Source organism: Streptomyces sp. HUAS TT11 (genome assembly GCF_051553595.1).
Taxonomy (GTDB): domain Bacteria; phylum Actinomycetota; class Actinomycetes; order Streptomycetales; family Streptomycetaceae; genus Streptomyces.
The window spans coordinates 6775522-6796375 of record NZ_CP196184.1 but is presented as its reverse complement, the minus strand read 5'-3'; the positions used below and the strand labels follow the sequence as shown (position 1 = coordinate 6796375).

Here is a 20854-nt window from a genome sequence, read left to right as displayed (position 1 = left end):
ACTCTGGTGCTGTCTGTGATCACACGACACGAGGAGCACGCATGCACGCGCGCGTTGCCGCCGCCACGACCACCGCCTTCTTCGGACTCGGCGTGGCCATACTGCCGACTCCGCATGCCGGCGCGACCGGCGGCGACGGACCGGTCGTCGTCGCGCACCGCGGAGCCTCCGCCTACGCGCCCGAGAACACTCTGGCGGCCGTGGACCGGGCGGCCGCGATGGGCATCGACTGGGTCGAGAACGACGTCCAGCGCACCAAGGACGGCCGGCTCGTCGTCATCCACGACGCGACGCTGAGCCGCACGACCGACGTCAAGCGGCTGTACCCGCGCCGGGCCCCCTGGCAGGTGAAGGACTTCACCGCCACGGAGATCGCGCGCCTGGACGCAGGCAGCTGGTTCGGCCGCCGCTACGCGGGGGCGCGGGTGCCGACGCTGCGGCAGTACCTGCAGCGCGTGTCACACAACCACCAGAAGCTCGTGCTGGAGATCAAGAATCCGCAGTTGTATCCGGGGATCGAGCGCCAGACACTCGACCTGCTGAGCAATGAGGACTGGCTTGACGGCGACCACCTCAGGCGGCGGCTCGTCGTCCAGAGCTTCAGCGCCGACAGTGTGCGCAAGGTCCACCGACTGCGGCCGGGAATCAGGACGGCGTACCTGGGCACCCCCCGGACGGCGGAGCTGCCGGCCTACGCGCGGTTCGCCGACCAGATCAACTCGGAGTACTCGGGACTCTCTCCCCGCTACGTCTCGGCGGTCCACGCGCTGAAGGGCCCGCACGGCACACCGATGAAGGCCTTCGCGTGGATCGTGAACAGTGGCGGCGACGCCGCGCGGCTGACCGGCTACGGCGTGGACGGCCTGATCACGAACGTGCCGGACGTGGTGCGCAGAGCGGTCACGGCATCCTGATCCGGCCGCCCGGGTGCGGACGGGTTCCGATGTCCGCACCCGCGGCGTTGTCGGTGCCGCGCCGTACGGTGGGCGCATGGACAGCCATGGGCAGTACGAGCAGCAGCCGGCGTGGGCCGTCGTCGCCACCGACATCGGTCCGCTGCTGCTGGCCGCCACGCGCGACGGGCTGGTGAACGTGGTGTTCCACGCCACCGGCCCCGTGCGCGACAGAGCACTGGAACGCCTCGGATCACGGCTCGGCGCGGAGCCGGTCGAGGACCCCGGTTCACCGCTCCTGGCCGAGGCCATACGCCAGGTGGCGGCCTACTTCAAGGGTGAGCGGCGCGGCTTCGAGCTGCCGCTGGACTGGTCCCTGATCACCGGATTCAACCGCCAGGTCCTGCGCGAGCTCGCCTCCGGCGTCCCGTACGGCACGGTGGTGGGGTACGGCGATCTGGCCCGCCGGGTCGGACAGCCGGGCGCGGCCCAGGCCGTGGGAGTGGCGATGGGCTCCAATCCACTGCCGGTGGTCGTTCCGTGCCATCGCGTGGTCGAGAGCGACGGCGGCATCGGCGGTTTCGGTGGTGGCCTGGAGACCAAGCGGCAGCTTCTGGCGCTCGAAGGGGTGCTGCCCGAGCCGCTGTTCTGAGCGGGGCGTCCGCACGGCCCCGGGAGCACCGTCCACCGACTACGCGTAGTGCCGTGCCTCGAAGACGTTGCCGTCCGGGTCGCGGAAGTAGAAGCTGCGCCGGGCCGCGCCGCGGGCGCCGAAGGCGTCGTACGAGAAGTCCGAGACGGGGACGGGCAGCGCTTCCAGGCGCGCCCGCAGGGCGTCGAAGGCCGCCTCCCCCGGCAAGGACAGGCACACGTGGTTCACCGGATGCCCTGCGCTCCCGTCGGCTCCGGGCAGCATCTTCATCGACGTCGCGAGCGACAGAGGAGCGAGGTCGACGATGGTCTCCTCATTGAGCCGCATCGAGGGGAACGGCACTTTCCCGGCAGTGAATTCGGCGAGTCTGAGGGGTTCCAGACCGACCGCCTGCTCGTAGAACGAGGCGGCGGCGACCGGGTCCCGGACCCACAGGACGACATGGTCGAGACGTGGCGAGTTGTCCGTCATGCCCCCAGGCTGGTGTCCTCTGTCTCGGCTTTCAAGGGTTTGGGCGCGTGTGCCGCCCGCCAGAGATGAGGCAGGACCGCGAGACAGGAGGCAGGCCCGTGCTGATGGTGTCCGAAGAGGTACGGGAGGCGCTCGCCGCGCGCCGGCCCGTGGTGGCCCTGGAGTCGACGATCATCGCGCACGGGCTGCCGCGCCCGCGCAATCTCCAGCTCGCCCTGGAACTGGAGGATGCCGTCCGGCAGGAGGGCGCGGTACCCGCCACGATCGCGGTCCTGGACGGCCGCGCCCTTGTCGGCCTGGACAAACAACAGGTCGAACGGGTCGCGAACGAGGACGGGATCCGCAAACTGGGGCATCGTGATCTGGCCCTTGCGGCGGCGACGGGAGCGAGCGGGGCGACGACCGTGTCCGCGACGGCGTCGCTGGCCGCCCTGGCCGGGGTCCGGGTGTTCGCCACGGGTGGGCTCGGCGGGGTACACCGCGAGTGGACGGTGACCCAGGACGAGTCCGCCGATCTGGGGCTGCTGGCACGGACCAGGATCACCGTGGTCTGCGCGGGTGTGAAGTCGATCCTGGATGTGCCGGCGACGCTGCAGCGGCTGGAGACCCTGGGGGTGGCGGTGGCCGGCTACCGCACCGACCGCTTCCCGGGCTTCTACCTGTCGGACTCGGGTCACTCGGTCGACTGGAGCCTGGAGTCGCCGGCCCAGGTGGCGGAGGTCATGCGCGCCCAGGACGCGCTCCGCGGCCCGCAGTCGGCGCTCGTCGTCGCCAATCCGGTTCCGCGGGAGGAGCAGCTCGACCCCTCTCTCCATGCCCGGGTGCTCGCCGACGCACTGCAGGCGTGCGAGGAGGAAGGCGTCACCGGGCAGGCCGTCACGCCGTTCCTGCTCGACTATCTGGTACGGCACACCGACAGCGCCTCGCTGAGCGCCAATCTGGCGGCGGTGCGAGGGAACGTACGGCTCGCCGCTCGGATCGCGGCGGCCTGGGCGGAGGCGTGAGCGGGGCGCTTCTCGTCATCGGGGACGTGGTCACGGACATCGTCGCCCGCCATCGCGGTCCGCTCGCGACGGGTACGGACACGTCCGCCTCCATCCGGACGCTGCCGGGTGGAGCGGGCGCGAACGTGGCGTGCTGGGCGGCCCATTGGGGCAGTCCCGATGTGCGGCTGCTCGGCAGGGTCGGCGCCGACGCGGCCGCCTGGCACGAACGCGAACTGACGGCGTCAGGCGTACGCCCCCACCTCGTCGTCGACGCCGAGGCTCCCACGGGGACGGTGATCTGCCTGGTGGACGCGGGCGCCTCGGCGGAGCGCACATTCCTCACGGACAGTGGTGCGTCGCTGCGGCTGACCCCCGACGACTGGTCGGACGCGCTGCTCGACGGGGTCGCCCGACTGCACCTTTCGGGTTATCTGTTCTTCTCCGGGCCGAGCAGGGCGCTGGCGGCTGTGGCCCTCGAGGCGGCACGGTCGAGGGGCGTGCCGGTGAGCCTGGATCCGGCGTCGGCGGGGTTTCTCACCGAGTCGGGCGTGGACACCTTCCTGGCGTTCGCCGAAGGCCTCGATGTGCTGCTGCCGAGCCGGGACGAGGCGCGCCTGCTGACCGGGCTGCCCGACCCGGAGGACGCGGCGGCCAAGTTGAGCCGTCAGGTCCCCCTGGTGGTCGCCAAGCAGGGTGCACAGGGTGCGCTGGTCGCCACGCAGGGCGCGGTGCGGGCCCGGGTCCCGGCCGTTCCCGTCTCCCCGCGGGACACGACGGGGGCAGGTGACGCGTTCACCGGTGTCTTCCTGGCGGCGCTGCTCGCGGGAGCGGAACCGGAGGAGGCGGCCGCTCAGGGGTGCAGAGCCGGAGCCCTGGCGGTGACGACGGTGGGAGGGCGCCCGGCCGGGCGGACGTCGTAGGGGCCGCTCGATCGCGCAGGCCCTCCCTTCGCTACTCCCCCTTGCGTCCCCAGGCCGAGATCATCGGGGACGTCGCCAGATCCATCGTGCCGGAGGCGACATGGGACAGATGGCGGTCGATCTCCTCGTCCGCGGCAAGGCCGGCGGCGACGAGCCGTTCGCGGATCTGACGGACGGTCGCGGCTTCGAGGGCCGTGCAGGCGGGCGAGGCGACGGGGAAGTACGCGTCGGCCTCCACGCGCCGCAGGCCCGCCTCACGGAGCAGACGCGGCAGTCTGCGGCCGTACGACAGGTCGGCGCCGCGCTCGGCGAGGAGGGCGCGGAAGCCCGTGCGCAGACGGTTGGCGAGCTCCTGTTCGGGACCGTACTCGTCCGGGCAGAGCAGGGGCTGCAGCGCCGGGTCGGCGTCCTCGATCAGGATCCGTCCGCCCGGGCGCAGTGCGTCGATCATCGACCGCAACGCCCGCTCCCGGTCCGGGACATGGACAAGGACGAGCCGGGCGTGCACGAGGTCGAAACCGGCCCCCGGCGGGTCCTCCGCGCCCACGTCGTGGGTGCGGACCTCGATCGGGGGGCGGGCGGCCGACACCGCCCACGAGGTGTCGATGTCGGTCGCGACGACCTTGCCGGTGGGTCCGACCTTCTTGGCGAGCCAGGAGATCACCGAGGTGCCGCCCGCTCCCACCTCCCAGCACCGCCAGCCGGGTCCGATACCGAGGTCCTCGATGTGGCGGAACGTCGTGGGGTCGAACAGGGTGGAGAGCGCGTCGAAGCGCCGGCCCGCCTCGGACTGCTGGTTGTCGAGGAGATACCCGTCGGTTGGCGTCATGGTGACATCGTCCCAGGCGGCCCCCCTGTTCGTGCGGGGAGACGCTCCGGCACGCCCGCCCACGGCACTCGTACGAGCGTGCTGCCGTCCTGCCGCGGCGGAGCGGTACCGCAACCCGCGCACCGAAACGGAACGTTCCATTCCCACAGGCTTCCCCGCTGCTCGATGCGGACTGGCAGACTGGCCCGCGAAGGCGCAGAGCGCGACGCGAGGAGATCCACGCAAGGAGATCCAGAATGTCCATGGCAGGGAATCTGCGGAAGGTCACAGGCCTCGACAGGGTCGGCGGCCTCCGCAAGGCGGCGCGGTCGAGGCGGGGCCGCGGCCGCGTCGACCTGAGCCATCCCGCCCGGTCACCACTGGGCTCCGCGGTGGTCAAGTGCGTGACGTACGAGGACGGCGTACGGGTCCCCGGTGACGGCGATCTGGTCGAGGACGTGGAGCGGCTGCGCAAGAGCGAGGACGGTTTCGTCTGGCTCGGGCTGCACGAGCCGACGGACAACGAGTTCGCGGGCATCGCCGAGCTCTTCGATCTGCACCCGCTGGCCGTCGAGGACGCGGTGGAGGCACACCAGCGGCCGAAGCTGGAGCGTTACGGGGACACGCTGTTCGCCGTCTTCAAGACGGTCTGCTATGTGGAGCACAAGGAGCTGACCGCGACCAGCGAGATCGTGAACACCGGCGAGATCATGGTGTTCATCGGCCCCGCCTTCGTCATCACGGTGCGGCACGGCCGGCACGGCTCGCTGGGTCCCTTGCGCGAGGAGCTGGAGGCGCACCCCCGTCAACTCGCCAAGGGACCCGCGGCGGTACTGCACGCGATCGCCGACCATGTCGTGGACGACTATCTGAGCGTCACGGACGCGGTGCAGGAGGACATCGACCAGGTCGAGATGGACGTCTTCGCCGACAACGGCGCTCGGCTCGATCCGGGGCGGATCTACCAGCTCAAGCGTGAACTGCTCGAGCTGAAGCGGGCGGTGGTCCCCTTGGACCGCCCCCTCCAGGAACTCTCCACCCGCCCGATCCGGGTGATCGACCCGGAGATACAGACGTACTTCCGGGACGTCTCGGACCATCAACTGCGCGCCACCGAGCAGATAGCCGCGTTCGACGAACTGCTCAACTCGATCCTCCAGGCCCACCTCGCGCAGGTGAGCGTCGCCCAGAACGCGGACATGCGCAAGATCACGGCCTGGGCAGCTCTCATCGCCGTGCCCACCATGCTCACCGGCGTCTACGGCATGAACTTCGCGTACATGCCCGAACTGCACTGGAGAATCGGCTATCCGCTGGTGATGGCCGTGATAGCCGTCGGCTGTTTCGCCCTGTACCGCGGGTTCAAGCGCAACGGCTGGCTGTAGGAGCCCGGGTCAGCGCACCGTGGCCCGCGAGTAGACGCTCTCCACCCAGGTGGCGAGCTGATCGTCGGTCAGGTGCTGGGCGAGGTCCGACTCGCTGATCATGCCGACAAGACGCTTGTTCTCGATGACGGGGAGCCGGCGGATCTGGTGCTCCTCCATGGCGCTGAGCACATCCCCGACGTCGGCGCTCGCCTCGATCCAGCGCGGTGTGCCCTGGGCCATGTCGGCCGCGGTCACGCGTGAGGGGTCGCGGCCCATGGCCACGCAGCCGACGACGATGTCGCGGTCGGTGAGGATGCCGCAGAGCCGCTCGTTCTCGTCACTGATGGGCAGCGCACCGACGTTGAGTTCGCGCATCAACTGGGCGGCTCGGTCCAGGGTCTCGTGTGCGGGGATCCACTGGGCACCACGGTGCATGATGTCTCCGGCAGTGGTCATGGGACACCTCCGATGCCGGACGGCCGGCGCGGCACGGGACGCACCGCAGGTCCCGGCGCCTTCATTCTCGCCGTCTTCCCGGGCCGACGCACCCGGAGCACCGGGGCACCAGGGCGCCTCCGCCGTCGGATGCGAAATCACGCCGACGACCGGGACATCCGGCCGTGGAGCGCACGGTCTTCCGCGGGCCGACGCGGATGATCAACGGACCTCATCGTCCTTCTCCTGCGGAGGGGCGGCGCCGGGGCACTGGTGCGACAGCGCGTGCGGAAGGCGCTTGTCGTCGCCGGGGGGGGATCGCGGCGGTATCGGGGATCCCGGCCCGGGTTCAGGGGTCGGCAAGGTCGAGGACGCGGGGGCTGGTGCGGGACCGCGGCGCAGGTTGAACGCCTCCCGGCGGCCGTCGGCCGAGGAGAAGCGGCCACCGGCGGCCGAGGAGAGGAGCACGGTGTCGTCCTCGCGCTTGATCCGGACGACCGAGTGATGGGAAGCGCTGTCGGGGCCGAGGGTGTCGGCGGAGGTGCACGTCCTCGCGTCGAGCAGGGCACGGACGGGGCCGTCGAAGGCGGCCGGGGAATCGGAGGGAGACGTCGGGCAGCCTGCGTAGCCGTATGACCAGGGCAGGTGAAGCGGACGGCGGAAACGAGCGGGTCAGCCGTTCCACGCGGGGTGCCGCGGGTCGTCGGCGCGGACCAGTACATCGGCGGCGGCACCCGGATCGGTTTCCGCCTCGTAGCGCTCGAAGGCGGGAAGCGTCCACTGCTCCGGCTCCGGGGTCCGTCGCCGGAGCGCGCCGGACGAGAGGAGGACGTGGACGCTCAGGTCGAAGGGGAACCAGTGACGCAGGAGGAGTGGGCCATGGAGCAGCAGCAACCCGCCTGGCGGGAGCGGGACATAGGGACTGCGGGTGGCACGGTCGGCGACCGGGTCCCACAGGTCGGGCAGCACGCGTCCGTCGCCGCCCGGCTCCAGCGGGCCGAACACCTCGCGCCACACAGCGCCGGTGTCGAGCCAGCCGTCGTAATAGGAGTCCGGGTCCTGATGGCCGTGCTCGAGGCGGACGGACGCCGGGCGCAGGAAGCCCTCCGTGCCGACGACGAGCGAAGGCCGGCCCCGTATGCCCAGCGCGTCGGAGACCCGCTGGGCCAGGTCTCCGGGACGTGCCGCCGGGGCGCCGTCGAACGCGATGCGCGGCCAGGGGCCGCCGTCTGCGGACTTCAGGTCGAGCAGCCGGTCGGCGAGAAGCTCGCCGAGCCGTTCCCAGGTGATCGCTTCGAGTCGCACAGGGCCCATGATGCCGCGTCGCGACCACGAACCCGCTGCTCGGCCGGAGAGGGTGGGCGGGGCAGCGGCCTCCCCGCGGGCTCGGCACGACTCCGGTCCCGCCGGGATCGCCCGTCGCGCCCCGCACGCCCGCACCACCGGAGCGGGCGGGTCCGAGGCCGCCCGCCCGGGCCTGCCGGGCCTGCCTGGCCTGCCGGGCCTGCCTGGCCTGCCGGGCCTGCCTGGCCTGCCGGGCCTGCCTGGCCTGCCGGGCCTGCCGGGCCTGCCGGGCCTGCCTGGCCTGCCTGGCCTGCCTGGCCTGCCTGGCCTGCCGGGCCTGCCGGGCCTGCCGGGCCTGCCGGGAGCGACCCGGTCCGGCGCGGTCGGGTCGCGGGCGGGCGGGGAATGAAGTGGATATGAGGCCGCTTCCAACTCCTCCGCCCTGGACCGGACTTCTCGTGATCCAGCCGCTGAAGCGACGGCACTGCGCCGGATGCCGGAGAGGGCCGCTGCCCCTGCTGGTACTGGAGGAGGGCGCGCCCCGCTGCCTGGACTGCGCGGATCTCGGGCATCTGGTGTTCGTGCCGCGGGGCGACACCGCGCTGACCCGGAGGTCCCGGGAGGCCAGCACGCTCTCGGCGGTGGTGGTGCGCTTCGACCGGCGCCACGGCCGCTACGAGCGGCAGGGGGTACTCGTCGAGGAGGAGGCGCTCGCACGGGCCGAGGAGCGGTGTCTGGCGGACGCGGAGGCCCGGCGCAGACGCAGGGTGCGGGACGCCGGGCGGCGGGCCGCGCAGGACGTACGGTTGGCCACGGCGTTCGCCGAGGAGATCCGGCGGCTGTTTCCCGGGTGCCCGGCCGATCGGGCCCGGGCGATCGCGGCACATGCGTCGGTGCGCGGAAGCGGGCGGGTGGGGCGCAGCGCGGCGGGGCGGACGCTGTCGCCGGAGGCGGTCACGGCAGCGGTGAGGGCGTCCGTGCGGCACACGGAGACGCCCTACGACACGCTCCTGATGGACGGGGTGCCGCGGGCCGAGGCGCGGCGGCGCATCACGAACGGCGTGGAGTCCGTGCTGCGTGGATGGCGACTGCGGCAGGTGGCGTGACGCGGGCCCGGGCGGCGGGGCAGCCAGGGCTTGCCCGCCGGATCGATCCGGGCAGGTCAGCGAGCGGTCGGGAGGGAGCGTCCGGCGTCTCCTGGCGCCGGACGGAGGGTCTGCGGGTGGGGAGGGTGTGCGTGCGCACGTGCAGGGTCACCGATCTCGTGCTCGTTTTCACTTCTGGTGACGGGGTGCATGGGGAAGGATCTCAGCGTCCGGGGGACCGATGGGGGAGTTGACATGATCGATGGGCCGTATTTCGCGCTGACCGTGCTCGGGGTGCTCGGGACCGGTCTGGCGGCGGGGGTGTTCTTCGCGTTCTCGACGTTCGTGATGCGAGGCCTGGGCTCGCTGCCCCCGGCACGTGGAGCCGCCGCGATGAACGCGATCAACAAGGCCGCGACAACACCGGCGTTCATGATCCTGTTCATGGGCGCGACGCTGCTGTGCGCGGTGCTCGCCGTGGTGACGTTCGTGCTGTGGCCCGAGGGCACCGTGGAACTGCTGGTGGGCAGCGCCCTCTATCTGATCGGTGTGTTCGCGGTGACCGCCGCGGCGAACGTCCCTCGCAACGGCGCGCTGCTGCGGATGGACCCGGACGCTCCGGAAACAGCCGTGTACTGGCGGAGCTATGTGCGGGAGTGGACGCTGTGGAACCACGTCCGCACCGTCGCTTCGGCCGGTGCCGCCTTGTCCTATCTCCTCGCCCTCACCTGAGCCGCGGTACCGGCCCCGCCCACCGGCGACTGCCGGGGGGCAGCCGGGACGGTGGCGTCGTATCGTGGCACGAAACCACCCCGTACGCGTGTGCAAGGGAGACGGCCATGGCCGATCCCAAGGGTTTTATGACCACACCCCGCGAGGAATGGCCCCGGCGCCCCGTCGAGGAACGGGTGCGGGACTGGAACGAGGTGTACGTGCCGGGTGCGCTGCTGCCGATCATCAGCCGGCAGGCGAACAGGTGCATGGACTGCGGGATCCCGTTCTGCCACGAGGCGTGCCCGCTCGGGAATCTGATCCCCGAGTGGAACGATCTCGTCTCGCGGGAGGACTGGCGGGCCGCGAGCGACCGACTGCACGCCACGAACAATTTCCCCGAGTTCACGGGACGGTTGTGTCCGGCCCCCTGTGAGGCGGGGTGCGTGCTCGCCATCAACCAGCCCGCGGTCACCATCAAGAACGTGGAGGTGGCGATAGCGGACCGGGCCTGGCAGGAGGGGTTCGCCCCGCCGAGTCCACCCGACCGGCTGTCCGGGCGTACCGTCGCGGTCGTCGGGTCGGGGCCCGCGGGGCTCGCGGCGGCCCAGCAGCTCACGCGGGCCGGACACACCGTGGCGGTGTACGAGCGTGCCGACCGGGTCGGAGGGCTGCTGCGGTACGGGATACCCGCGTTCAAGATGGAGAAGCGGCACCTGGACCGCCGTCTGGAGCAGATGCGTGCCGAGGGGACGAAGTTCCGCACGTCGACGGTCGTGGGCAGGGACATCGGGGCCGCCGAGCTACGGGCACGCTACGACGCCGTGGTGCTCGCGACCGGCGCCACGGCCTGGCGCGAACTCGATGTGCCGGGCCGGGAGTTGGCCGGCATCCATCAGGCGATGGAGTATCTGCCGCTGGCCGACCGCGTGTGCGAGGGGGATCTGGAGGTCTCCCCGTTGTCGGCGGCCGGGAAGCACGTCGTGATCGTGGGTGGCGGTGACACCGGGGCGGACTGTCTCGGGACCGCGGTGCGCGAGGCGGCCGCCTCGGTGACCCAGCTGGACATCTACCCGCTGCCGGAGGCGGAGCGGGACGAGGACATCGAGCCCTGGCCGACCTATCCGAAGATCTATCGGCTGTCGGCGGCCCACGAAGAGGCACGGGAGTTGCGGACGGCGCCCGCGGCGATCGCGGACGCGCGGCTCTTCGCGGCGTCGACGCTGCGCTTCACGGGAGACCCCGACGGTCATGTGCAGGCGCTGCAACTGGTCGAGGTGGACGAGCGCCGCCGCCCGCTGCAGGGAACGGAGCGGACACTTCCCGCCGACCTGGTGCTGCTCGCGCTGGGGTTCTCGGGACCCGACCGCGGGGACGGGCTGATCGACCAGCTCGGCATCGCGGTCGACCCGCGCGGCACGATCGTTCGGGACGACGAGTTCGCCACCAACGTTCCCGGGGTGTTCGCCGCCGGGGACGCCGCGCGCGGACAGTCACTGATCGTATGGGCGATCGCGGAGGGACGGGCGGCCGCGGCGGCGGTGGACCGTCGGCTGAGCGAGGGCGTGTCGCACCTGCCGGCACCGATCGGACCGTACGACAAGCCGATGAGGGCGTGAATGCGCCGTACGAACGGGCCGGCCACGCATCGGCGGCGTCGGCCCGGGTGGGTGGTGAACAGGACGTCGAGACGTACCGTGCCGAGGTGGTGGACGACGGTGACGGCGAACCACGCCGTCACTGCCGTTCCCGTCGCGGCGACCGGGCACCACGCGCCGCGCGCCCGCGAGGGACCGGCTTGGCACTACGTACCGCGGACCCGGGAGACACCAGCGGGCCCCACGTGCCGCGGGTCCGAAAAGGACCGGCCCGGCACCACGTGCCGCAGGCCCGGCCGGCACCAGCCCCGCACCACGCGCCGCAAGCCGGAGGCGCCAACTGGCCGCGCGTGCCGCAAGCCCGGCAGGCACCAGCGCCCCGCACCACCTGCCGCAAGCCCGGGGTCGCCAACCACTCCGCGCCGCAAACCCCGAAGGCACCAGCCCGGCCACACACGCCGTACCCCCGGCAGGCGGCAGCAGCCCCGCACCACGTACCGCAAGCCCGGGGTCGCCGACCAGCTCCACACGCCGCAAGCCCGGAGACGCCACGCCGCACCACGTGCCGCAAGCCCGGCGTCGCCGACCAGCTCCACACGCCGCAAGCCCGGAGACGCCACGCCGCACCACGTGCCGCAAGCCCGGCGTCGCCGACCAGCTCCACACGCCGCAAGCCCGGAGACGCCACGCCGCACCACGTGCCGCAAGCCCGGCGTCGCCGACCAGCTCCACTCGCCGCAAGCCCCGAAGGCACCAGCCCCGCCGCACACGCCGTACACCCGGCAGGCGGCACCAGCCCCGCGCCACCTGCCGCAGGCCACGGAAGGCCCGGCAGGCGTCGGCTGTGAGGTGGCCGGTGGGCACCCCACAGCGACGCAGTCGACGCGGTCGCCCGCGGTCCCTGCCATGCCGTAGCCGTGCCGTCGCCGGCTACGGCTTGCGGCCCACCGCTCCGTAGCCGGGGATGACGCCGTCGTCCTGTCCGGGCACCGGCTCGCCCAGCTCCGGGTGCCACTGGTGGACCACCTCGACGCCCGGTTCGACGAGGTCGAGTCCGTCGAAGAAGTGCGAGAACTCCTCCCGGGAACGGAGCGCCAGGGTGACACCGACCGCCTTGAGCTTCGCGATCGCCGCCGCCGACTCCTCCGGGGTGAAGTCGGCGGTGGCATGGGTCATCATCAGGAAGCTGCCGGAGGGCAGTTCGGCCAGCAGCCGGTCGACCAGGTCGTGCGCCCCGTCCTCGTCCGAGATGAAGTGCAGCAGCGCGACGAGGGAGAGTGCCACCGGCTGCCGGAAGTCCAGGACCTTCCTGGCCCCTTCGAGGATGGTGGCGGGGTCGCGTACATCCGCCTGCAGGTACTCGGTCACGCCCGCGGGCGTGCTGCGCAGCAGGGCCGCCGCGTGAGCCAGCACGATCGGGTCGTTGTCGCAGTAGACGACGCGCACGTCCGGTGCGACCTGCTGGGCGATCTGGTGCAGGTTCGGCTCGGTCGGTATGCCCGTGCCGATGTCCAGGAACTGCCGCACGCCGTTCTGCGCCAGCCAGCGGGTGGCGCGGTGCATGAACGCGCGGTTGACCCGTGCCATCACCGGCACCCGCGGGTCCAGGGCGAGCATCTGCCGCCCCATCTCCTCGTCGACGGGGTAGTTGTCCTTCCCGCCGAGGTACCAGTCGTACATGCGCGCGGGGTGCGGCCTGCTCGTGTCGATGACGTCGGCGTCCTGGGCGGGATCCTGCCCGGTCATGAGGAACTCCGTAAGTCCGTGGGAAGGTCGGTGATCAAGTCAATGCCAAGTCAGTGGGTGGGATGAACAACTGCGCAGAGCAACACATGGGTCATGAGAGCAGGAAGTCGGCCACCCCCGCCTTGGCCCCCTCGATGAAGGCGGTCATCTCGTCGGATGTGTAGATCAGTGCGGGTCCGTCCGGGTCGGTCGACTGACGGACGGCGATCCGGCCGTCAGCGAGTTTCATCGCCTCCAGGCAGTTGCCGCCGTTGCCTCCACTCCACGGCTTGTGCCAGCCTTCACTGCCCAGTTCGCGGGCGGGCATGCCGTTGTAGACGCGTTTGCGCGGCGTGTTGCGATTCATTACAGCTCCTTGCGGAGATCCTCGAGGATCTCCTTCGTGCGTTGTGCAGTAGCGGCGTGAGCCGCCATGCGGTCCATGACCTCGAGGTGGGTCGCCACCTCGGTACGCGCGTCCAGGTAGACGGCGCCGGTCAGGTACTCGCTGTAGACCATGTCCGGCAGTTCTGACATGGCAAATCGGAACAGGACGAAAGGCCCGTACGTGCCCGGATGCGGGCCCGAGGCGAACTCGAGCACCTGCAGGGTCACATGCGGCAGGGCCATGACCTCCAGCAGCCGTTCGACCTGGGCGCGCATGACCTCGGCACCGACGACCGGTCGGCGCAGCGCCGTCTCGTCCATGACGGCCCAGACACGAGGCCCGTTCTCACGTGTCAACAGCTCCTGGCGCTGCATGCGCAGTGCCACATGGCCCTCGATGTCCTCGGGGCTGGTCTGCCCGATGGCACCCGACTTCAGGACTCCCCGGGCGTAGTCCTCGGTCTGCATGATGCCGGGCACGAAGTGCGGTTCGTACTGCCGGATGAGCGCGGCGGCGCCCTCGAGGCTGACGTACATCGAGAACCAGCCCGGCAGGATGTCGTGGAACCGCTGCCACCAGCCCGGCTTGTTGGAGTCCTCGGCCAGCTGGACGAAGGCGTCGGCCTCCTCGTCGCTCACGCCGTACGACTTCAGCAGCAGCTGGAGGTACGGGATCTTCAGGGCGACCTCGGCCATCTCCATGCGGCGGACGGTCGCGGGCGCGACCCGGAGGATGCGCGCGGCCTCCTCCCGCTTGAGACCCGCCCGTTCCCGCAGGTCCAGCAGGCGCCGGCCGAGGACGACCTGACCGACCGTCGGCGCCGACCGCGGTTCACTCACCTCGCACCTCTTCCCGTCCTTCTGTGTTCTGACAGCACCGACGGTGCTGCTCGAAACCTTTCGGCACCGTTGCGCACCCGTATCCACACCGACACCGATGCTGCGCGAACCCACGACGCGGGCACCGGGCTCACGAGTCCGGGTGACAGATCCCAACAGGCGTCGCTCGAAGCGCTGTTGCGAGCAGTGTGCCATGCAGCTTCGCGCAGTCACACTGCACTCTGCAATTTTCAGAGTGACTCTTGCCAAGTGTTCACGGCGGGGCGATAGTGGCAAGCGTGATTCCGCCCGCGCCGTTAGAAACAGACGCCACCGCAGACCGGTTCGGACCGGTCGGCGCCGCTGGGGTGCGCCCCGGCGCGGCAGCCGAGCGCCGGTTCCGCTTCGAACTGGCCGCCCACCCCGGCTCCGTCGCACGGGCCCGGCGGCTGACGCGCGCCCGTCTGACCGGCTGGGCGGTGTGCGAGGACACGTGCGACACGGCAGCGCTGGTGGTCTCCGAACTGGTGACCAACGCGATCGTGCACACGGCGGGCGAGCGCGTCGTCTGCGAACTGCGCGACGAGGACCAAGTGGTGCGGATAGCCGTACAGGACGAGGGATGCGCTCCCGGCGAGCCGCACCCCTCTCCTGAGCGCCCCGAGGAGGAGCACGGGAGGGGACTGCTTCTCGTCGCGGCCCTGTGCCGGGCGTGGGGAGCCCAGGAAGCGGGGTCAGGGCTCCTGGTCTGGGCCGAGCTCGCACGGGAGGCCGGACAACCGGTGCCCGAAGAGCACTCCCATCCGGCACAGCCGGCCCGGGACCTGTCGTGTTCCGGCGGCAGGTCCCGGGCGCCCGAGGACCGGGCGGTGCACTACGACCTGGGCTGGAGTCCCAGGAAGCCGCCCGCGGGCGGCGAACCGCGATCCGACCTCGGCTGGAGCGCGAGGCGGCCCCCGGCCGACGGCCGGGGTACCGGAGCCGAGGCGTCCCGGGGAGCGGGGACCGAATGGGTGTGAGGGGTGTGCGCGCCGCCGGGGCCTTGACCACGCGTGTCCTGACCTTGGACTCCCTGGTCCGCCTCAAGCGCGCGCAGCGGTTGCCCGAAACGGTGTCCGGGCGGATTCCGCTGCCCGACGGCATGACGGTTCCGCTCGGCTGCGACGCGGTGGTCGCTCCCTCCCGCTACGGACCTCTGCTGCTTCCCCGGCTCCCCCGGGTGGGCTGTGTGTACGCCGACCGGGACGACTGGTGGTGGATCGTGCCGTGCGAGTCCGATGTCGCACTGGAGTGGCCGGTGCCCGCACGCTACGTTCCGGGTGCGCTCGTCCCGAACGCTCCGGACACCCCCGGGCTCATCCACCGTCCGAAGGACGATGTGCCGTACACCCCGCCGATCCCGCTCTACCTGGCGCTGTGCCGGGTCACGGGCACGACTCCGGCGTGGTCGCGCCCGCTCAGCGCCTGACGCAGGACCGCAGTTCCGCCCGATCTCCGCTCATGGCGACGGTCCTCCACCGAAGCGAACGGACTGCCGCCCTCCGCGCAGGACCTCGGTCCGGCCGCGCGCCGTGAGGACGTGGTGCCGCGCGAACACCCGTCGGCAGGGGGCCGGTGGCCGCGCTCGGCACCCGGGACGGCCATGAAGGAGAGGATGCCCGCACGGGCGGGCCCGGGCCGCGGCGGCCGGCTACTCGACCCTGTCCATCCCCGGCACGATCACCAGGAACGCGTCCGTCGCGAGGTCCATGACGACCTCTGCGGGCTGGCCCTCCAGGCGGCGCGCCTGCGCGAACTCCTCCGCGGGCCACGATCCACGCGGCCCACCGGCCGGAAACCGCTCGAGCACCGTTCGCCCGTTCACCTTGCACCTCCTTGCAACGCCGTCCCTCGGCGTGCCGATCACGGTCGGCTTATGGAGTTAAACGTGAACGCCCTCATGAACAGCTCGTGAAGTGACAGTACTGAGACACATTTGACACTCGGTCACCACGGAGTCGCAGTGAATCACCTGAAATGAGCCGCTTTGCCGTGCGGGCGCGGAACGCCGGACACGCGCCCTCCAACGGCGACGCGGACCCCGGAGACACCGGAACACCAGGGCACGGGGCCACCGGCGCGGTCGGGGACGGTCAGGTGTCGTACTCCTGGATCCGTCCGCCGTGACCGCGGTCGACGAGCGCGGGCAGCCGCCCCGTCAACTCACGTACCGTCGCCGGCACGTCGACGGTCAGCAGCTCCCGGTCGCGCATCAGCACACGCCCGTCGACGATCGTGGTGCTGACGTCCGACGCACGAACGCTGTGCACAAGAGTGGCCGCGAGGTCGTGGACGGGCTGGGTGTGCGGTCCGCTCAGGTCCGCCAGCACGATGTCGGCGCGGTGGCCCGGAGCGATTCTGCCGATGCGGTCACCGAGCCCCACGGCCCGCGCACTCTGCAGCGTGGCGTGGTGCAGGGCCTGACGGGAGGTCAGCCAGCGCGGATCGCCCTCGGCCGACTTCTGCGCGAGGGAGGTGAGCGCCATGGACTCCCACACGTCGAGCGAGTTGTTCGAGGCGGCGCCGTCCGTGGCAAGGCCCACCGGGACACCGATGGCACGCAGGGCCCGAACCGGTGTGGTCGTGGGCCAGGCGAACTTGAGATAACCGCGTGGTGCCGTCGCCACGGCCGGCCGTCCGTCCGCCCGCTCCAGCACGGGCAGGTCCCGGTCGAGGATGCCGGTGCCGTGTGCGATCAGCAGGTCCGTGTCGAGGAGTCCGGCGGCCTCCAGGATCTCGACGGGGGTACGGCCGTGCCGCGCGAGGCTGGCCTCGGTCTGTTCGAGGTTCTCGGCAGCGTGGATGTGCACGGGCAGACCGTGCTCGCGGGCGAGCTCGGCGGTGGCCTCGAGGTCCGCGTCGCCGACGGTGTAGGGGGCATGCGGGGCGAGCGCTGTGGTGATGCGTCCGCCCGCGGTCCCCCGGTGCCTCAGCGCGAACTCCAGTGACGTCCGGCGGCCTTGTGCGCCCTGTGAGGAGAAGAACGCCTCACCGAGATGGGCGCGGAGTCCGCAGTCGGCGACGACGGACGCGACGGCCTCCATCGAGAAGTAGTGGTCGGCGAAGCACGTGACACCGGCGCGGATCATCTCCGCGCAGGCGAGGCGCGCCCCCAACTCGACATCCCTGGCGGTCAGGTTGGACTCGATGGGCCAGACGTAGTCGTTGAACCACTCCCCGACCGGCAGATCCTCGGCGATGCCGCGCAGGGCCACCATCGGGGAGTGGGTGTGGCAGTTGATCAGACCGGGCAGCGCCACCTGCCCACGTGCGTCGATGCGCTCGAGGGCGGGCAGGTCCCGGATGTCCGAGGCGGGCGTCACCGACACAACGGCCCCGTCCCGTACGACGATCGCGGCGTCCTCCGCAAAACCGATCCGCTCCCGGTCGTCGTGCACGAGGACGGTGCATCCGGTGATGATGAGGTCGGCCGGGGCCGACGGCCGATCGGCCGGAGTCGACGTCATCCCGTCACCGTACGACGCGGTCGTGCCCCTGGGCGACATGGACCGCGCATCCCGCCACCGCCCTGTTCCCGCGCCGGATCCGCGCGCACTCTGGCAGCGGCACAGCCCGCCACCCGGCCTCCGGAAGGAACCCGGCATGCTTCTCGGCACCTGGAACCTGGAGAACCTGTACCGGCCCGGAGGCCCCTACGGCCCCAAGGACAAGGCCGCGTACGAGACCAAGCTGGCCGCCCTGGCCGCGGTGATCACGGAACTGGACCCGACGCTGCTCGGGGTCCAGGAGATCGGGGATCCGGAGGCGCTCGAGGATCTGGCCGGGATGCTGGGCGGCCGGTGGCACGTCACGGTCTCCCGCCATCCGGACGACCGCGGTATCCGGGTCGGCTTCCTCAGCCGCTCGCTGCCGCTGGTGCTCGCCGACACGAACGAGTTCCCCGGTCGGCTGCTCCCCGTGCAGGCCGACGACGAGGGGTCGACCGCGGCACACGCCGGCCGGGGCCTGCTGGCGATGGAGGTCGCCGTCGGAGAAGGGACCCTGCGGGCCGCGGTGGCCCATCTGAAGTCCAAGCTTCTGTCCTATCCGGGCGGCCGGTTCCAGCCGCGCGACGAGGGAGAGCGGGCCCGCTGCGCCGCATACGCCCTCTACCGGCGTGCCGCCGAGGCGACGGCCCTCCGTGCGCTCGCCGACGAGTTGCTCGCGGGCGGGGGCGACACACACGACGTCGCCGTACTGGGCGACATGAACGACGAGGTGCAGGCGGCCACCACCCAGATCCTGCTGGGCCCGCCCGGATCCGAAATCGGCACCCCCGGGTACGAGCACCCGGACCGCGGCGACGCGCGGCGCCTGTGGGACGTGGCACCGCTCATCCCCGCGGAACGACGCTACTCACGCGTCACCTCGGGGCGACGTGAACTCATCGACCACATACTGGTGAATCACCGGCTGGTGCGCCGGCTGACGGCGGCGGGCACCGGCCTGCCGGGCGACGACGCCCCGAGCCTGCCGTCGGTCGGCGCCGACCCGGGCGAGCGGCGCGGGGCACCGGGTTCGGACCACGCACCGGTGTGGGTACGCCTGGAGTCGTGAAGGCGGCCGGACCGCCAGGAGCAGCCCGGTCGGCCCCCTGCCCCCGATGGGGCACCCGCGGCGTGTACGGCTGCCCGCGCGTGCGGAAACGGGAGCGGGCCCGAGGGCGTAGCCGGCCCCCGGGCCCTGAAATGCCGCCCATATGGGCACGCCGGCACGCTTGAGGACCCGGGTCAGTCGTCATGTCGCCGCGTCCTGCCTTTGGACCATCGCGCATCGAGCTGCGCGAGCTGGACTTGAACCAGCACTTCGACGTCCCGGGGCCCGGGCCCGGTCGATCCGGCGATCGGCGGCGAATGCTGAGTCTGGAGCAAGAGTCTGAGATTGATCGCGGTCTGCCTCTGCCGATTGGGCTACCGCGGCAGGGAGTTGTGCCGCGGGGAGGATTCGAACCTCCACTGGGACCGCGTCGTCACGACAAGCTTCAGCTTCAGCTTGCGCTCCTCGCGCACCCCGGCCGTCGTTCGTGGTGGCCGGGGAGTTTCTGAGGCTACCCGAACAGGTAGCCGAACACGGCGTCCCCCACACGCTGGTCGGCGACGTCCACTCCGTTCGCCTCCTCGCGCGCGAACTTGACGGCCTGCTGGAGCTTCTCGACCCGGTCGAGCAACTCGTTCACACGCCGGGCCGGCAAGGCGCCGGAGAACTTCACCGTCGTCCAGTACCCGACGGGCACGTCCTCGTAGTACACCTCGACCTGCGCCGGGTGCTTCTCGGTGGCCTCCGCCTTCACATGGTTGCGGGGCACCTTCTTCGTGCGCAGCGTCCGCACCGGCTCGGTCTTCCACGCGTCGGTGGACGGGTCCTGCACCCAGGACTCGGAGGCGTCGAGGAGCGGCAGCTTGCGGACGAAGGTGTTGAGGTCGACGAGCTGCTTCTCCAGGAAGAGCAGATAGGCCACGGGAACGTCCGCGACGAGCACCCGCCCGTCCACCTTCACGTCCGCCCTGGCACTGCAGTTGGCCCAGTCCTTCGTGGCGGTGACGTCGAACAGTCGTGTGAGCGTCTCAGCCGTCCGCCGCAGCACGTCCTCCGCCTGCACCTGGACCCGCGTCGACTCGGGCGGCAGCTGCTCGCCCTCCTCGTCCTTCGGCTGGTACGTACGCGAGATGCCGGCCAGCAACGCGGGCTTCTGCAACCCGTGGTGGGCGGCCGTCAGGTCCTGGTGCGACTTGGACTTGATGCCCTTCTCGACTGCGATGATCTGATTGAGTTTCGCCACGTCCGCGACGGTAGCAGCGTCAACCGCGGCTATTCGAAGGATTTTCCGACGGCGGAGTCCCGTGCGGAGGACAGGGCGTCCGCGAAGAGCTCCCCGGCCGTCACAAGGCCCTCGGCAAGTCTGCCGGGGTGTGCCTCCAGACCCGCCACGATCCCGTCGACACCCCGCAGTCCTGCCCTCTCCAACAGCAGTTTCTCGTTGGTCACCCACTCCCCCCGTGCCGCGAGCACGGCGTGGGCGGACTGTGTCGCGGCCAGGGCCAGAGCGCCGGCCACCTCGGTGAGGCGGCCCTTCGGGGCGTGAGCGGCCTTCGCGTACGAGAGCGTGGCACCGGCCGCGCCGTACCAGCGTTCCGCCGCGGATGCCCGCAGCTTCGGCGGATAGGTGTCCGGGCGTGCGAGCGTGCCCCGCAGTACACGGTTGATCGCCAGCTCGGCGACGACCAGATAGCTCGGGATGCCGGCCAGGTGGAAGAGCAGCGGCTCCACACGGAAGCGGCCGGCCTCGGCCTCGGCCCACTCGTGCTCCACCACGTCGAGATCGCGGTAGTGGACGTCGACACGGCGGCCGTCGATGGTCAGCCAGGCGCCGCCGTTGAACACTCCCCCGCCCCAGTCGCCGATCCCGCAGACCTCGCCCTGCCAGCCGACGGCCCGCAGATCGGCCGGGTCGAACGTCCGGCCCCGGTAGTACACGGCCAGGTCCCAGTCGCTGTCCGGGCGGTGGGTGCCCTGCGCGCGGGATCCGCCGAGGGCGACGGCCCCGGCTCCGGGAAGCGCTGCCAGGCGGTCGGCCACCTCGTCGAGGAACGCCTGGTCGTCCACCGGTCTCCCCTCGTCACGGGCACGGAGGCACACCGTAGCCCGGAGGCGACCGCGCGTCCGCCGGTTTTCGG

At 71.5% G+C, this 20854-nt stretch carries 22 protein-coding genes; 11 read left to right on the top strand and 11 right to left on the bottom strand.

Annotated elements, in window-relative coordinates; all coding sequences use genetic code 11:
- Positions 1-41 precede the first annotated feature (41 nt).
- Positions 42-914 (top strand): glycerophosphodiester phosphodiesterase, encoded by an 873-nt coding sequence (locus ACSHXN_RS30350; RefSeq protein WP_438304373.1) that lies wholly within the window; start codon positions 42-44, stop codon positions 912-914.
- 76 nt (positions 915-990) lie between these two features.
- Complete coding sequence (locus tag ACSHXN_RS30345) at positions 991-1545, top strand: methylated-DNA--[protein]-cysteine S-methyltransferase (RefSeq protein ID WP_355130918.1); 555 nt, start codon at positions 991-993, stop codon at positions 1543-1545.
- Positions 1546-1584: 39 nt separating this feature from the next.
- Here ACSHXN_RS30345 and ACSHXN_RS30340 read toward each other — a convergent pair whose 3' ends face one another.
- On the bottom strand, positions 1585-2016 hold the full coding sequence (locus tag ACSHXN_RS30340; RefSeq protein WP_438304371.1) for a VOC family protein: 432 nt from the start codon (positions 2014-2016) through the stop codon (positions 1585-1587).
- A 98-nt stretch (positions 2017-2114) separates the two neighbouring features.
- On the opposite strand from ACSHXN_RS30340, the gene ACSHXN_RS30335 reads away from it, so the two are divergent.
- A complete protein-coding gene (locus ACSHXN_RS30335) occupies positions 2115-3020 on the top strand; it encodes a pseudouridine-5'-phosphate glycosidase (RefSeq protein ID WP_438304369.1) in 906 nt (301 codons plus the stop codon).
- Complete coding sequence (locus ACSHXN_RS30330) at positions 3017-3922, top strand: carbohydrate kinase family protein (protein WP_356108125.1); 906 nt, start codon at positions 3017-3019, stop codon at positions 3920-3922. Before ACSHXN_RS30335 ends, ACSHXN_RS30330 begins: the two co-directional genes overlap by 4 nt.
- A 31-nt stretch (positions 3923-3953) precedes the next feature.
- Here the strand turns inward: ACSHXN_RS30330 and ACSHXN_RS30325 are convergent, their stop codons facing one another.
- On the bottom strand, positions 3954-4751 hold the full coding sequence (locus tag ACSHXN_RS30325; RefSeq protein WP_355130926.1) for a methyltransferase domain-containing protein: 798 nt from the start codon (positions 4749-4751) through the stop codon (positions 3954-3956).
- A gap of 236 nt (positions 4752-4987) precedes the next feature.
- Here ACSHXN_RS30325 and ACSHXN_RS30320 point away from each other — a divergent pair, with 236 nt between their 5' ends.
- Positions 4988-6115, top strand: a complete 1128-nt coding sequence (locus tag ACSHXN_RS30320) for a magnesium and cobalt transport protein CorA (RefSeq protein ID WP_356108128.1) — start codon at positions 4988-4990, stop codon at positions 6113-6115.
- Positions 6116-6124: 9 nt separating this feature from the next.
- Here the strand turns inward: ACSHXN_RS30320 and ACSHXN_RS30315 are convergent, their stop codons facing one another.
- Together ACSHXN_RS30315 and ACSHXN_RS30310 are read right to left on the bottom strand one after the other, a co-directional pair.
- A complete protein-coding gene (locus tag ACSHXN_RS30315; protein WP_355130930.1) occupies positions 6125-6553 on the bottom strand; it encodes a CBS domain-containing protein in 429 nt (142 codons plus the stop codon).
- A 651-nt stretch (positions 6554-7204) separates the two neighbouring features.
- The gene (locus ACSHXN_RS30310) at positions 7205-7846 is read right to left on the bottom strand and encodes a uridine kinase (protein WP_355130932.1); all 642 of its coding nucleotides are present in this window, start codon (positions 7844-7846) and stop codon (positions 7205-7207) included.
- A gap of 386 nt (positions 7847-8232) precedes the next feature.
- On the opposite strand from ACSHXN_RS30310, the gene ACSHXN_RS30305 reads away from it, so the two are divergent.
- From ACSHXN_RS30305 to ACSHXN_RS30295, 3 genes are all read left to right on the top strand, one after another.
- Complete coding sequence (locus tag ACSHXN_RS30305; RefSeq protein ID WP_356108131.1) at positions 8233-8922, top strand: DUF2293 domain-containing protein; 690 nt, start codon at positions 8233-8235, stop codon at positions 8920-8922.
- Between the two features lie 234 nt (positions 8923-9156).
- Positions 9157-9633 (top strand): anthrone oxygenase family protein, encoded by a 477-nt coding sequence (locus ACSHXN_RS30300; RefSeq protein WP_355130936.1) that lies wholly within the window; start codon positions 9157-9159, stop codon positions 9631-9633.
- Positions 9634-9740: 107 nt separating this feature from the next.
- The gene (locus tag ACSHXN_RS30295; protein WP_438304365.1) at positions 9741-11231 is read left to right on the top strand and encodes a glutamate synthase subunit beta; all 1491 of its coding nucleotides are present in this window, start codon (positions 9741-9743) and stop codon (positions 11229-11231) included.
- A 909-nt stretch (positions 11232-12140) separates the two neighbouring features.
- Here ACSHXN_RS30295 and ACSHXN_RS30290 read toward each other — a convergent pair.
- The 3 genes from ACSHXN_RS30290 to ACSHXN_RS30280 form a co-directional block, all read right to left on the bottom strand.
- Positions 12141-12956 (bottom strand): SAM-dependent methyltransferase, encoded by an 816-nt coding sequence (locus ACSHXN_RS30290; protein WP_438304362.1) that lies wholly within the window; start codon positions 12954-12956, stop codon positions 12141-12143.
- Positions 12957-13047: 91 nt separating this feature from the next.
- Positions 13048-13302, bottom strand: coding sequence for a DUF397 domain-containing protein (locus ACSHXN_RS30285; RefSeq protein ID WP_355130942.1), 255 nt, complete (start codon positions 13300-13302; stop codon positions 13048-13050).
- Entirely contained in the window at positions 13302-14162 is an 861-nt protein-coding gene (locus tag ACSHXN_RS30280; RefSeq protein ID WP_355130944.1) for a helix-turn-helix domain-containing protein, read from the bottom strand. The genes ACSHXN_RS30285 and ACSHXN_RS30280 overlap by 1 nt, the downstream gene beginning before the upstream one ends.
- Positions 14163-14431: 269 nt before the next feature.
- Here ACSHXN_RS30280 and ACSHXN_RS30275 point away from each other — a divergent pair, with 269 nt between their 5' ends.
- Both ACSHXN_RS30275 and ACSHXN_RS30270 read left to right on the top strand, forming a co-directional pair.
- Positions 14432-15160, top strand: a complete 729-nt coding sequence (locus ACSHXN_RS30275; protein WP_356108134.1) for an ATP-binding protein — start codon at positions 14432-14434, stop codon at positions 15158-15160.
- Positions 15151-15609, top strand: coding sequence for a hypothetical protein (locus ACSHXN_RS30270; protein WP_355130948.1), 459 nt, complete (start codon positions 15151-15153; stop codon positions 15607-15609). The genes ACSHXN_RS30275 and ACSHXN_RS30270 overlap by 10 nt, the downstream gene beginning before the upstream one ends.
- A gap of 222 nt (positions 15610-15831) precedes the next feature.
- On the opposite strand, the gene ACSHXN_RS30265 is transcribed toward ACSHXN_RS30270, so the two are convergent.
- Together ACSHXN_RS30265 and ACSHXN_RS30260 are read right to left on the bottom strand one after the other, a co-directional pair.
- Positions 15832-16005, bottom strand: coding sequence for a hypothetical protein (locus ACSHXN_RS30265; RefSeq protein WP_115975117.1), 174 nt, complete (start codon positions 16003-16005; stop codon positions 15832-15834).
- 268 nt (positions 16006-16273) lie between these two features.
- The gene (locus tag ACSHXN_RS30260; RefSeq protein WP_356291907.1) at positions 16274-17647 is read right to left on the bottom strand and encodes an amidohydrolase; all 1374 of its coding nucleotides are present in this window, start codon (positions 17645-17647) and stop codon (positions 16274-16276) included.
- 136 nt (positions 17648-17783) lie between these two features.
- Here ACSHXN_RS30260 and ACSHXN_RS30255 point away from each other — a divergent pair, with 136 nt between their 5' ends.
- Entirely contained in the window at positions 17784-18737 is a 954-nt protein-coding gene (locus ACSHXN_RS30255; protein ID WP_355130952.1) for an endonuclease/exonuclease/phosphatase family protein, read from the top strand.
- Positions 18738-19227: 490 nt separating this feature from the next.
- Here ACSHXN_RS30255 and ACSHXN_RS30250 read toward each other — a convergent pair whose 3' ends face one another.
- Positions 19228-19959 carry a DUF7873 family protein gene (locus tag ACSHXN_RS30250; protein WP_355130954.1) on the bottom strand — a complete coding sequence of 244 codons (732 nt, stop codon included), beginning with the start codon at positions 19957-19959 and terminating at the stop codon, positions 19228-19230.
- Between the two features lie 29 nt (positions 19960-19988).
- Positions 19989-20783: a nucleotidyltransferase domain-containing protein gene (locus tag ACSHXN_RS30245; protein ID WP_438304357.1), complete on the bottom strand. Its 795-nt coding sequence runs from the start codon at positions 20781-20783 to the stop codon at positions 19989-19991.
- Between the last annotated feature and the right edge of the window lie 71 nt (positions 20784-20854).